Origin of the sequence: Bacillus sp. RC240, assembly GCF_044907945.1 — a bacterium.
GTDB lineage: Bacteria > Bacillota > Bacilli > Bacillales > Bacillaceae_G > Bacillus_A > Bacillus_A mycoides.
Window position 1 is genome coordinate 1235051 of the sequence record NZ_JBIYCT010000001.1, and the last position, 12568, is coordinate 1247618.

13 protein-coding genes are annotated in these 12568 nt (G+C 33.9%); 3 read left to right on the forward strand and 10 right to left on the reverse strand.

Annotated elements, in window-relative coordinates; translation table 11 throughout:
* Nucleotides 1–10 precede the first annotated feature (10 nt).
* The 4 genes from anmK to ABH955_RS06340 all read right to left on the reverse strand — a co-directional run bounded on the left by anmK (nt 11) and on the right by ABH955_RS06340 (nt 3129).
* The gene (anmK, locus tag ABH955_RS06325; protein ID WP_016095318.1) at nt 11–1162 is read right to left on the reverse strand and encodes an anhydro-N-acetylmuramic acid kinase AnmK; all 1152 of its coding nucleotides are present in this window, start codon (nt 1160–1162) and stop codon (nt 11–13) included.
* A gap of 21 nt (nt 1163–1183) precedes the next feature.
* On the reverse strand, nt 1184–1450 hold the full coding sequence (locus ABH955_RS06330) for a hypothetical protein (RefSeq protein WP_016095317.1): 267 nt from the start codon (nt 1448–1450) through the stop codon (nt 1184–1186).
* Nucleotides 1451–1528: 78 nt separating this feature from the next.
* A complete protein-coding gene (locus ABH955_RS06335) occupies nt 1529–2812 on the reverse strand; it encodes a PTS sugar transporter subunit IIC (RefSeq protein ID WP_002069275.1) in 1284 nt (427 codons plus the stop codon).
* An 11-nt stretch (nt 2813–2823) separates the two neighbouring features.
* Nucleotides 2824–3129: a PTS sugar transporter subunit IIB gene (locus ABH955_RS06340; protein ID WP_000865888.1), complete on the reverse strand. Its 306-nt coding sequence runs from the start codon at nt 3127–3129 to the stop codon at nt 2824–2826.
* Nucleotides 3130–3355: 226 nt separating this feature from the next.
* Between ABH955_RS06340 and ABH955_RS06345 the strand changes: the two genes are divergently transcribed.
* The gene (locus tag ABH955_RS06345) at nt 3356–4915 is read left to right on the forward strand and encodes a glycoside hydrolase family 10-like protein (protein ID WP_113936513.1); all 1560 of its coding nucleotides are present in this window, start codon (nt 3356–3358) and stop codon (nt 4913–4915) included.
* A gap of 57 nt (nt 4916–4972) precedes the next feature.
* On the opposite strand, the gene ABH955_RS06350 is transcribed toward ABH955_RS06345, so the two are convergent.
* From ABH955_RS06350 to ABH955_RS06360, 3 genes are all read right to left on the reverse strand, one after another.
* Entirely contained in the window at nt 4973–5806 is an 834-nt protein-coding gene (locus tag ABH955_RS06350; protein WP_113936514.1) for a DUF3974 domain-containing protein, read from the reverse strand.
* 24 nt (nt 5807–5830) lie between these two features.
* Nucleotides 5831–6943, reverse strand: a complete 1113-nt coding sequence (locus tag ABH955_RS06355) for a toxic anion resistance protein (protein ID WP_002119468.1) — start codon at nt 6941–6943, stop codon at nt 5831–5833.
* 348 nt (nt 6944–7291) lie between these two features.
* Nucleotides 7292–7885 carry an O-methyltransferase gene (locus tag ABH955_RS06360; RefSeq protein ID WP_113936557.1) on the reverse strand — a complete coding sequence of 198 codons (594 nt, stop codon included), beginning with the start codon at nt 7883–7885 and terminating at the stop codon, nt 7292–7294.
* A 305-nt stretch (nt 7886–8190) separates the two neighbouring features.
* Here ABH955_RS06360 and ABH955_RS06365 point away from each other — a divergent pair, with 305 nt between their 5' ends.
* Nucleotides 8191–8349 carry a hypothetical protein gene (locus ABH955_RS06365; RefSeq protein WP_002085567.1) on the forward strand — a complete coding sequence of 53 codons (159 nt, stop codon included), beginning with the start codon at nt 8191–8193 and terminating at the stop codon, nt 8347–8349.
* A gap of 34 nt (nt 8350–8383) precedes the next feature.
* Here ABH955_RS06365 and ABH955_RS06370 read toward each other — a convergent pair whose 3' ends face one another.
* The 3 genes from ABH955_RS06370 to ABH955_RS06380 form a co-directional block, all read right to left on the reverse strand.
* Nucleotides 8384–9253 (reverse strand): sigma-70 family RNA polymerase sigma factor, encoded by an 870-nt coding sequence (locus ABH955_RS06370; RefSeq protein ID WP_113936515.1) that lies wholly within the window; start codon nt 9251–9253, stop codon nt 8384–8386.
* Entirely contained in the window at nt 9231–10541 is a 1311-nt protein-coding gene (locus ABH955_RS06375) for a phytoene desaturase family protein (RefSeq protein ID WP_404490986.1), read from the reverse strand. The genes ABH955_RS06370 and ABH955_RS06375 overlap by 23 nt, the downstream gene beginning before the upstream one ends.
* 72 nt (nt 10542–10613) lie before the next feature.
* Nucleotides 10614–10937, reverse strand: a complete 324-nt coding sequence (locus tag ABH955_RS06380; protein WP_404490987.1) for a luciferase domain-containing protein — start codon at nt 10935–10937, stop codon at nt 10614–10616.
* Between the two features lie 206 nt (nt 10938–11143).
* Here ABH955_RS06380 and ABH955_RS06385 point away from each other — a divergent pair, with 206 nt between their 5' ends.
* Entirely contained in the window at nt 11144–12532 is a 1389-nt protein-coding gene (locus ABH955_RS06385; RefSeq protein WP_404490988.1) for an HD domain-containing protein, read from the forward strand.
* The last annotated feature ends 36 nt before the right edge of the window (nt 12533–12568 follow it).

The window sequence follows — 12568 nt, forward strand, 5'->3', positions numbered from 1 at the left end:
CTCATTTTCATCATCTTATTGGAGGGAATGTTATATTCCCTAAAACTACAGATTGCTTTGCACCTGTTGCGCTTGGCACATTACTCGGATTACGATGATGCGTTTCGTTTGCTAATATCGCAAAGGCGATTGCTTCTTTCGCCTCTGAAGAATAGCCTATATCTTCTTGAATGAATATCGCGCACTTTTCTTCATTCAATCCATTTCGTATCATGTCAACAAGTGTACGATTATAACTGCCCCCACCACCTAAAATGACTTCATCGATTTCATAATACGGCAGAATAAACTCCTTATAATGATGAACAATTGAACTTGCTGTAAACATCGTGACAGTCGTCAAAAGATTTTCTTTACCATGCTTTTCAAACCGCTTCAATAATTCACTTACAAACTCTTCTCCAAACTGTTCTCTACCAGTTGATTTCGGTGGATTCATTTTCAAAAATGGATGGTTCATACAATATGTCAAAATTTCATCTACAACTACTCCTTGTTTTGCAATCCTACCATTTTGATCATATGGCAACTGAAATAATCTTTGACATACATCATCGATTACCATATTTCCTGGGCCAGTATCAAAAGCAATTACACTCTTATTACTTCGTTTACTTGGAATCACTGTAACATTACCAATCCCGCCAATATTTTGTAGTAATCTATTTTTAGTTTGATGGCGATACAAAATGACCTCTGAATATGGCACAAGTGGTGCACCTTGTCCCCCTGCTGCCATATCCATTGTTCGAAAATTAGAGATAACCGTAGTGTTCGTTTCATATGCTATAACTGCTGGTTCTCCAATTTGCAATGTCGAAGAAATACTATTGCCTTCTTGCTTTGGCTGATGATAAATCGTTTGTCCGTGAGAACCTATTAAATCTAATTGTTCCAATGACAAATCAGCCTTTTTACAAACTTCCTCCACAGCATTAGCAAAACATAAACCAAGCTTAAAGTTCAAACTGCATATCAATTGAACATTAGATGTATCAATTGATAAAGCCTGCAGTATCTCATTTTTTATATCCTTACAAAATGGAACAGTAGTAAAATGAATGAGTTCGACCTTAGAATCTACACCGTTCCCTTCTATATGAACGAGCGCTACATCTATTCCATCTAACGATGTACCGGACATTATCCCTGCAATATACATAAAATACATGCCCCCTATTCACTAAAAAACAATTATGTAAGTAAACAACGTACAACCTACAGAAAACAATATAAATCTAATAAACAACTGGACTTTCGATACAAATGTGCCATCAATGAAAGAAACAACGATCGTAAGCAAAACACTTGCCGCAATGCTTGTAACGATCCATATACTATGCATTTGTGATAGATTTAGCATTCTTAATAAAGGTACGAAAAGTAAATTCGCACATATCACTCCAAATAACAATAAAAATACACCTTTATAGCTAAATTTTATATTCATTCCATTTCACCCTCTCTGGACTTAATGTGAAAGAAGTGATAGACAAAATGCCTATCACTCAAAAATAAAATATAAAACTTACGGATTAACAGATTCCCCATCACCATTTTTCTCAATTTCAAGCATGTTTTTGTCGTACATTTTAAAGAATGGTAAATAAATAAGGAATGATATTGCTATGTTTATAAAAACTAATACAATTGCACGCCAATCTCCACCTGTGGCTAAATATGCACCAATTGGAGCTGGTAATGTCCATGGAGGCATTATATGTGTTGGTGTAACAAACCCCATCGCAGTTGCTGAGTATGCAATAGTTGCTGTTACTAGTGGTGTAATGATAAATGGGATAATTAAAATTGGGTTTAGTACAATTGGCAATCCAAAAATAACAGGTTCATTAATATTAAAGATACCAGGCACAATACAAGTTCTTGATAATGCCTTCGAATATTTTGATCGACCAAATACAATCATAGCTAATACAAGTCCTAACGTCGCACCAGAACCACCAATCCATATAAACCATTGGTATAATGGTTCTGGTGAAATGAATGGCAACTGATTTGCTCCACTAGCAACTGCTTCACCATTTTTCCCTAAATATACTTCCCATAATGGCCGGGCAACAGTTCCAACAACCGACACACCATGGATTCCGAATGACCAAAAAAATGTAATTAAAAATACTGGAATGATTACACCGAAGTAACTATCACCAGCTTTTACTAACGGTGCCGCTAATTTATCAACTACATGATGTAAATCAATACTAAAAACGACAGTTACTAAACTCATTAAAATAATTACGAATGCAGCAGGTATAAGTGCTTCAAACGAACGTGAAACAGACGGCGGTACTTGTTCTGGCATTTTAATCATTACATTTTTCGTCTTACAAAATCTTAAAATCTCTACTGATAAAATAGATACGATCATCGTTACGAATAATCCATGCCCCCCGAGATTTGTCATCGGAAGCATAAATCCTTTTTTATCGATTAATTCGGGCGTCAATGTTAAAAGTAGTGAGCATACTGCTAACTGTGCCCCTGATAAAGCATCTAACTTATAACTTTTCGCTAAATTGTATCCTATACCAAATGCTATATATAAAGACATAATAAACATCGTTAAACGATATGGTATTAATATACTTGTTTGATTTTTCAATGCCCAAACTGATATGAAACTATCTTTCGGTAATGGTGGAAATGCTACTATTAAAAAGAAACTCCCTACGATAATAAATGGTAACGCCGAAATAACTCCATCACGGATTGCTTGTAAATGCCTCTGTTCAGAAAGCCTTGCCATCGGTCCAGATAAGTTTTTATCAAGAAACGTGACAAACTTATTCATAACGCTTCCCCCTAACTAATTAATTCATTTACAGTTTTTAATAAAGTCGGTCCACCAAGCGGCGTGTATGCTTGCGGCGGAATAATACCGCACGGAATAGATTCTTGTTCTGTAAGTTTTTTTACAGCGTCAAATCGATGTCTAACTTGAGGTGCAACCATTACAACATCCCAACCATTCTTTACTTCTTCCTCCACCTCACTTGTTCCAATAGCATGCACTTCCATGTTCATACCTTTTTTCTCTGCTTCTTTTTTTAAAGCGTTTACAACAATTGCGCTGGACATTCCTCCAGAACAAACGAATAAAACTTTCATTATTGAATCCTCCTATACTTATAAATTGTTTCTTTCAAATGAAAGAAAGTTTCACTTTACTAACAAGCATATGAAGAAATGAAACGATTTAGTTATACTGAAAGTAAATTTCACTAAAAATATTTTTCCTATTAAATTAATGTTTCAATATTTATTTTTCTCAATTGCAGGGCCAACCTAACATCATATATTATTTTAAATAATCGTATAATAGGGAGGCGTATAAATGATTATGAAACGTTTAGTAATGATGTGCTGTATCGTCATATTGTTTACTCCTTTCTCTTTCATTTCCCCTCACTCTACTTATGCTGAAGTAAATACTACTTACAAAAAACATGAATTACGCGCTGTATGGATAGCATCTGTTCTCAACATTGATTGGCCTTCAAAAACTGGCTTACCTATTGAAAAGCAGAAACAAGAATTTATAAGACTATTAGACGATGTAAAAAACACTGGTATGAATGCAGTCGTTGTACAAATTAAACCGACTGCTGATGCTTTCTATCCTTCAAATTACGGTCCTTGGTCTGAATACATTACGGGTACACAAGGAAAAGACCCTGGATACGACCCGCTCGCATTTATGATTGAAGAAGCACATAAAAGAAATATAGAATTCCACGCATGGATTAATCCATACCGAATAACGATGAATCACACTGATATAAATCGATTATCAAATAATCACCCTGCAAGACAACATCCCGATTGGGTTGTGCCTTACGGCGGGAAGCTATATTACAACCCTGGTATTCCAGATGTGAAAAACTTTATAACGGAAGGCGCTTTAGAAATCGTAAAAAATTATGATGTTGATGCAATTCATATGGACGATTATTTTTATCCTTATAAAGTAGTTGGCGAAGAATTTCCTGATCAAAAAACATTTGAATCATATAATAATGGGAATTTTTCAACTATCGAAGATTGGCGTCGCAATAATGTAAATGAACTCGTAAAAGGTTTAAATACTGCTATAAAACAAGAAAAATCATACGTAAAATTTGGCATTAGTCCATTTGGCGTATGGCGAAATATAGCTGATGATCCAACTGGCTCTAACACAACTGCAGGTCAAAGAAACTTTGATGACCTTTACGCTGACACACGTGAGTGGATACAAAAAGGATATATTGACTACATTACACCGCAAATATATTGGAATATAGGTTTTACACCTGCTGCATATGATATATTAGTAGATTGGTGGGTAAAAGAAACCAATAATAAACCCATTCACCTATACATCGGTCAGGCGGCCTATAAAATTAATAACAGCTCTGTCCCTGCTTGGTCTGATCCTGAAGAATATCCAAAGCAAATCGCTTTAAACCATCAATATCCACAAATAAAAGGTAGTATGCATTTCAGTTTAAAAGATATAAATAACAATCCACTTGGAATTAAAGATAGACTCTCAAAAGACATATATAAACACCCTGCATTAATTCCACCTATGCCTTGGCTTAATCATGATCCACCAAAACAACCTACTTTAAAAGGTGCCATTCCAAGAGATGAAGGTATTGCTATAGGTATCATTGATGATAGAGAGAATGACTCTGCTTATTACGCAATTTACCGTGTGAATGGAAAAAATGAAGTGGATATACAAAACCCAAAACATTTACTTACTACTGTAAGAAAAACAAAACTTGGAGAAATTTACGTAGATAAAACGGCTATTTCTGGAGAAACGTATACGTATGTGGTAACTGCAGTTGATCGATTGCATAATGAAAGTATTCCTTCTAGTTTTACTACCGTTAAGGCAAAATGAAATCTCAAAAAAAAACGCCTTAAAGCTGAGAAATACTTAGCTTTTAAGGCGCCTTTTTTATTTATTCTTAAACTTCTCAGTCGCTGCTCTCATCTTCACATTCAAATCATGATCAATGGAGTCACGAATATCACGCTCTACTACTTCCATTTCTTTTTGGAAATTTTGCAAGTAGATTTTTAATTCTTCTTCTTTTTCAGGACGTTGTGATGGTGGTAATTGTACCACTAATGATAACATCGCTGTTAAATCTTTCATTAAGAACGTTTCAAGTTTATGTTGTTGTTCAAACATACGTTGTTCTTGATAGTACGGAAGTGCATTTAATACTGAAATTGTAATGTCATCAACCGTTCTTTGTAGTGAAGGATTAATCGAGCGTTTATATGCTTGAATTGTATTTAATGCATCTGGATATCGATCATAGAAATACAATTTATAAAACGATAAGTCTGTCGGTTTAGCAGTTTGCTGTGATTCTTGTCTCAAGAAATCTTTCACTTTCATTGTTGCAATATCAATATCTTCATTCGTAAGCTTTTTCGTTGTTTTTGCCATCACATGCACTTTTTTCTGCTTTTCTTTCGGTAACATTGAGAAAACTTGCTCTCTCGTACGTTGGCCCGATGAACAGAAAAGTGTATTTAATGTATTTTGTTCTTTTTTCCCTTCTGTACGAATCCAGCGATAAAAGAGTGGGTGCTGCGTAAATTCTTGTAAAAACGGTGTTGATTTGTTCGATAATTTTTCAATAGAATCTTGCGCTCTCTTATATGGTTTCGTCCATGAAAAATAAAGTTTACGTCCGAAGTATACAACTAAAACAACGACAGTAAATGCGATTAAAAGTAATGATCCTAATAGTAATAATACTCCTTGAATGAAACTCATTTTTTCACCTCCTCTAAAAGTCTGTTATTTCCTTGGACGCTGAATGAGTTTCTGCTTCATCTCATCATTAAATGTATCTAGTTCAATTACAAATTTCTTACTAGACTCAATAATACGTTCTGACGATTTCTCAGATGCTTCAATAGCGGCAAATACATTTTGGAATGATTCACGTAATTTATCCATGCTAATTGCAGGATTTTCAAGGAGTTTTGTTGTTTCTTCTGTATTTTGTTTTAATGCTTGTGAATTGCTTAATACCATTGATTCAATCGCTTCATTTGTTGCATTAACAGCATCAATTGTTTTACGTTGATTTGTTAATGCAAGCTGTATTGCAGCGGAAACCGTTACAACGTTTTGCGTCATCGTAATTGCATTACGAATTGCCTCTGATAGCTTTTCATTATTTTTCTTAATGATGTCTACAGATGCGATAGATTGTAATAATACACTTTTTGCTTGTTGCATATTACGAGTACGCACAAGTATCTTTTCTAATGCATCATTTATTAACGGAATATCCCTTTGACGTTCTGGATTTTGTTTCTCAGCTTCAAGCATACCAGCAAGTTTTCTTCCTAAGTATACTTGTTTATCAAGAGCGTGAATTTTATCGTGTGATTGCTCTTTTAACATTTCAAGACCAACCGTATCCTCTTGCAAGTTATCACGGCCAATGAGAAGTGATCTTATAATCTCCTCGATTTGCTTATCTATAGATTGATATTTATGCACGTAATTTTCAAGCGGATTTTTCTTAAACACTTTAAACATAAGTTTCTTCATACCAGTTGCTTTTAATGAGTTTGGATCAAGTTCTGATACCACTTTTCGTAATTCTAACAATGTATTTGGAATTTCTTCATTCTTTCCATTCATCATCGCTGTCACAGGACGTTTTAAAGCTGATAGCGTTTGTCCTGCCGCTTGCTGCTCTTTATCCCCTAAGTCTCCAAGCTGCGACAATACTTTTGATAAATCTGTATTTTGCTCGCTATTCAACTTTTGTACATAAAGATCTGCTTCTTTATTCAGTTCTTCAAGTTCTGCATCTTTTATTACTGTATCCACTACTACTTCTACATTATTATCTTTCACAATCGATACAGGTTCTTTTTTCTCGAGTTCAGTCAACAAAATCGCTCCTTTATTTATATGTGCGAATTTATGTGCACTATATTTCATCTAATATATCGTATTTCATATACATTTTTGCTTGCTTGAAATCGATTTTTCAAGAAATACCTGCTTATGCAGTCATTCCCTGTTTCATAGTATAAGTATACCTGTTCTCGTCATTATTTTCCTCAGACTTAAGACCTAGAGAACAACATGCTGAAGACGGATTCTTCACAGCTTACCTTACTTATCACCACTGACTATTAATTTGAAATTCCATTTAGTTACCTTCTTAAATTCATACAATGCTCTATCTTTTGACATATACTATCTTTCAATGTGATAATTATATTAGGTCCACTTCTAATTATTCTTCCGCGCAACAAATGCTCCCTTTTGAAAAGCTAATAACACGGTTTCAAACGTAACGTCTTCTTCAATCATCTTTATAAATCCAGCTAATTCCCCCGCATGAGAAGTTGCATTATCAATTACAAGAAAACCTTTTGGCTCTAAAATACGTTTTATATGTTCCCACCACCACATGTATTGCGTGCGCTCTGAATCTAGGAAAATAAAATCAAATGAACGATCTACTTGCGAATCTAAAAATGCCCCAGCCTCTTGATTATGAATATCGATTCTCTGTGTAAGATTTGCCCTTTCAAAATTTCCAAGTGCCTCTCCAACCCGTTCTGAAGAAAGTTCTACAGTTATAACATTTCCATTTGTTTCTTCTACCGCATTTGCTAGCCACAATGTAGAATAGCCATTTGAAGTTCCAATTTCTAAAATTTTTTTTGCATTGCACCCCTTTACTAATACTGATAAAAACTGCCCCATTTCACGAGAAATATTTCTTAATTTTTCTTCTCTTTTTTCTTTATTTCGATCATGCTCTTCTCCATATTGTTCAAGTTGCAATAATAATGAATCTAGAGTATTCATTTTCTCCATCGCCTTTCCAAGCAATATGATGAAAAAGTACATGATGCCCGTCTACTTTTCATTATATGCGAAATGCACCCCTTTTTCCTGTTATACGACAAAGAATTAAAATTTTTTATAGCATATTGTTTCGTTTTTTGGTAAAGTTAATTTCTACGTGCAATTATTTAATTCACATTATTTTACAATCAGTTTTCAATTATAAGATAATCTAAACCCCATTTAAATGAATCGGTATTTCTAATTCAACTAAGCGCCCTTTTCGGACGCATTTTCTTTTGTTTATATATTTCTGTAAGAAAGGATGCTTACACATGAACGTGATTAACTTAGATGCTGCTAGAAGACGTAAACAGCATAAAAAACTAATGATAACTATACCGATTATTAAACGCATTTATGAAGAAGACGGGGAAATTAAATTCGAGGTAGCCGGCGAAAAAGATGTACCTCTTGAAATGTTAGAAAAATAAAAAAAAGACGCACTTCTAAAGAAATGCGTCTTTTTTATACTATTACATTTAAGTGCATAAGTTTTTCAGGATTAACCATCATATAAATGTTTGAAATTTTCTCATCCTCAAATATGAATGAAAGTACATACGTCACTTTATTATTTATTGTAACTATAACGCCTGGTGCACCATTTACTATTTTGAAATCAACACTATACTTTTCTGGCAATCGTTTTGCAATTCCAAAGAACAAACGTATAATTTTATCTGCAGAATAAATCTGATTAATTGCAGTTGTAACTTTACCACCACCATCTGCTTTAAATATCGCATCTGTTTTTAAAACTTCTAACATACCTTGCGTATCCCCACACTGTAATGATGATACAAACTTTTCCACATAGGCAGCCATTTTCTTCGTACTTAATGTTGATTGCTTCGGCTTATCTAAAATACTTTTTCGTGCACGTTGAAAGATTTTTCGGCAGTTCACACTACTCTTTTCTACAATCGAAGCGATTTCTTCGTAGTCATAACTAAAAACCTCTCTTAATATGAAAACAACCCTCTCTACCTCAGTCAGTTGTTGTAAAAGTAATAAATATGCCGTAGAAATTGATTCTTTCATTACAAATGACTCTGATGGATCATCAATCTCTTCCACAAATGGCTCTGGCAGCCACATTCCGACATATACGTTACGTTTATGTGCTGCCGAACGTAATTTGTCAATTGAGCGATTTGTTACCATTTTACATAAATAGGCTCTCATATTTTCTATAGATTGAACGTCCTCCATATTATTAAACGATATAAATACGTCATGGACGATATCTTCAGCATCCATAACACTCCCAAGGATTCTATATGCTAACGAAAATAATAATGGTTGATACGCTTCATATAACTGCTCCGTTTCCATGATGAACTACCTCACTTTCAAATTGCTTTAAAATGTGTAACGCTGCACGTTTCCCGCTTGCTACCGCAGCATCAGCTAATATTTCATCATGCCCAGCCCAATCTCCTGCAACGTAAACACCTGGCATTTCAGGTATATTAGGGCCCGGTTTTTCAACACGGTCAATATGAGGAAAATCATGTACTACCGTTATTTTCGGTAAATATTGCTTTGCAACAACTTCTCTTTTCCAATTAGGATGTAGCAATTCCATCGTATTTTCTAACTGTTCTTGATCATCATGAAAATGATTTATCTCAAGCATAGGATTATGGTACTTAATTAAACTCACTACAAGTGCTCCATCTTCACTTAATTTGGCTGCTCTTGATTGATTCGTGAAAAATATAGGTTGATCTAACCCTAATGCAAATTGATGTGTAGGATTGGTTAAGCGTCTTAAACCAATATCTAATGCAGCGACGGTAACCCGTACCGATTGTTCACTCCATCTATACAAACTTGTTCCTTCTGCACCTTTTATTATTTTACAAGCTTCTTTAGGTGGCATCGTCACGACAACTGCATCAACTTCAAATACTTCATCATCCGAACAACGAATTTTTTGTATACCTTCACAATTTTCTACTTCCAATACATGCTTACTAGCCTGAAATTGCACCCCAACATTATTCGCTATATCTCTTAATTTTGTTATTATCGTCTCCCAACCACCATCTACATAAAATACTCCTTCTTTTATTGAAAGCTGTATTTGCGTTAGTACAGATGATGCTAATTGTATTGTAGGAGCAAACGTATATGTTGTTGTTCGGCATAGTGCATAAAATATATTTCGAACCATCGGATCTTTTATTTCATTTTCTGCCCATGTAGATAAACTCATTTTTTGAACTTCTCCTACATCTAATTTCCCTAAATGAATCATAAGACGAGAGAATTGTACTTTTGCAGACCATGAAAGTAACGGTGTTGATAAAATGGAGCGAAAATCTGTTGGAATGGTAAATACATCCCCTTTCCATATTCCATGTGCTTTTGTAGATGGCATTCCACCTGGAAGATTCAAACCTAACTCATTAAAAGTTAAAAATGCTGCTCCTCCTCTGTATAAAGCATGTGCACCAAGATTCATGCAAATGCCATTTTTATTTATAGTCATCCCCCGACCACCAAAGCGACTGGATTTTTCTAATACAATAACTTTCCTTCCAGATTTCGCTAAATATATAGATGCTGTTAACCCAGCAAGCCCACCACCAACAATCGCTATATCAAATGTATTCATAATAAAATCCCTCCTTATCGTTCTACATACAAGACGAACGATTTAGGAGGGATGTGACATAAAAATAAAATTTTATTTATCTACTTTATTTCTTTTTTGTATTCGGTCATATTGCATACGAAATAACTCAATTGCGAATGGAATATCCTCTTCACTCTTTATATAATAACTTATCCATCCTGATTCAGGTAATACGTGATGTGGTTTCACTAACCCTTCATTCACTAATTCATCTCGCTTTACCTTCGGAAATGGTAAATCAACTAACTTTTCACCATGAAGATGACCAAGTTCTTTCTTACCATAATTTATTTCAATACCACGAAATCGATGAGGTTTTTCAGAAACACCCGCCCAGCTGAGCACTTCATTTCTAATCGTTTCACTAAATGACATGAACATTCACTCCTTATTATTGATTGATGTAATTTTAAATTAACACGTTCATTACTTTTTTCCATCAATCCAAAGTATGAATGCGAATACGAATATAGTTTAATCTCAATATACTTTATTTTTTTAAACAATAATTACAATTTCAAAAGGTCTTTATCATATTATATAGAATTATTATTAAAAATAATTTTAAAGGATGGATATATATGTGCAAGGTATTATTACGAAAGGCGAATTATCTTCAATCTGAGGAATTAACACTATTTAAAAAAGCTATAAAGTTTGCAGAGCAAGTACACGATGGACAATACCGTCAAACTGGAGAACCATACATCATTCATCCTTTCGCGGTTACAGAAATATTACTAAATTATAAAGCTGACGTCACAACATTAATTGCTGCGTTATTACACGATGTTGTAGAAGATACAGAGCATTCTCTAGAAGAAGTTAAGTTATATTTTGGTGCGAACGTTCAATATATTGTAGATGGATTAACAAAAGTTAAAAAACAATGTGGTCAAAAGAAAGCATTATACGAAGCAATTAATTTTAAAAAGTTATTACTGGCCTCTCAAACAGATATACGTGTTGGTATTATAAAAGTTATAGACCGCCTTCATAACATAAAAACATTGAGTGTTAAAAAGCCTGCAAAACAAGTAGCTTATGCAAATGAAACACTAACACTCTTTGCACCACTTGCAGAGAGATTCGGTTTATATTCAATCCAGCATGAATTAGAAAATCTTGCTTTTCAATATCTACATAAGGAAAGATATAAAAAAACACATAATCTTCTAACGGAATATGCGCCACGCATTCAAAACAATATAACGAATTTAAGAAAAGGCATACTTTCTTTTTATGATACTACCCTGTCATTTGAAATAAGTTATGAACTCAGCCCTATTTACTCTGCTTACTCACAACTACAAGAATCTCAAAACGTATCAAGTGTTTCACGAATATGTATCACCACTGCAAGTGTGCTAGATTGCTATAAAATTCTTGGAATGATTCATCAATTATACAAACCAACTATAAACTATTTCGAAGATAATATCGCTCTTGAAAATAGCCATTTTAATAACAATTTAAAAACTAAAATAAATATGAATGATACTGAACAAACAATTATCATTCAAACGCAATCAGCAAAAACATTAAAAGATAATGGTATTTTTTATTTATTGAATAGTAGAACTGTAGATGTTCAAGCAATATCTTATAAAATAATGAATGATACAATTGTGAATAACGATTTATTAACTACAGATCCAATCGCCTTCCACAATTTAGTATCGTATGAACTATTCGAAAATATTATTACGGCTTATACTACAGATTTACAACCTATTTATTTACCAGATGGTGCTACAATTATTGATTTTTCTTTCTCTGCATTTCCAAAAATTGCACATAGCATGAAAAAAGTAAAAGTAAATGGGATGCCTGTTCCACTTAAAACAAAGGTATCTCATTTTGACGTCATCGAAATCCATTTCGATTTAAAACAAAACTTGGAATTAGAGTGGCTAAATTACGCCAATACTGCTAAAGCACAATTAATGATTCATCAAAAACTATCTTAAATAAAAGGCCAATTCCTTTCTATAAGGCATTGGTCT

What these genes read in the sequence shown, in the direction of transcription:
- ABH955_RS06380 (WP_404490987.1), bottom strand. Translation starts at nt 10,937, where the DNA reads ATGTCATTTAGTGAAACGATTAGAAATGAAGTGCTCAGCTGGGCGGGT.
- anmK (WP_016095318.1), bottom strand. Translation starts at nt 1,162, where the DNA reads ATGTATATTGCAGGGATAATGTCCGGTACATCGTTAGATGGAATAGAT.
- ABH955_RS06330 (WP_016095317.1), bottom strand. Translation starts at nt 1,450, where the DNA reads ATGAATATAAAATTTAGCTATAAAGGTGTATTTTTATTGTTATTTGGA.
- ABH955_RS06365 (WP_002085567.1), top strand. Translation starts at nt 8,191, where the DNA reads ATGAACGTGATTAACTTAGATGCTGCTAGAAGACGTAAACAGCATAAA.
- ABH955_RS06375 (WP_404490986.1), bottom strand. Translation starts at nt 10,541, where the DNA reads ATGAATACATTTGATATAGCGATTGTTGGTGGTGGGCTTGCTGGGTTA.
- ABH955_RS06335 (WP_002069275.1), bottom strand. Translation starts at nt 2,812, where the DNA reads ATGAATAAGTTTGTCACGTTTCTTGATAAAAACTTATCTGGACCGATG.
- ABH955_RS06385 (WP_404490988.1), top strand. Translation starts at nt 11,144, where the DNA reads ATGTGCAAGGTATTATTACGAAAGGCGAATTATCTTCAATCTGAGGAA.
- ABH955_RS06370 (WP_113936515.1), bottom strand. Translation starts at nt 9,253, where the DNA reads ATGGAAACGGAGCAGTTATATGAAGCGTATCAACCATTATTATTTTCG.
- ABH955_RS06345 (WP_113936513.1), top strand. Translation starts at nt 3,356, where the DNA reads ATGATTATGAAACGTTTAGTAATGATGTGCTGTATCGTCATATTGTTT.
- ABH955_RS06350 (WP_113936514.1), bottom strand. Translation starts at nt 5,806, where the DNA reads ATGAGTTTCATTCAAGGAGTATTATTACTATTAGGATCATTACTTTTA.
- ABH955_RS06340 (WP_000865888.1), bottom strand. Translation starts at nt 3,129, where the DNA reads ATGAAAGTTTTATTCGTTTGTTCTGGAGGAATGTCCAGCGCAATTGTT.
- ABH955_RS06360 (WP_113936557.1), bottom strand. Translation starts at nt 7,885, where the DNA reads ATGGAGAAAATGAATACTCTAGATTCATTATTATTGCAACTTGAACAA.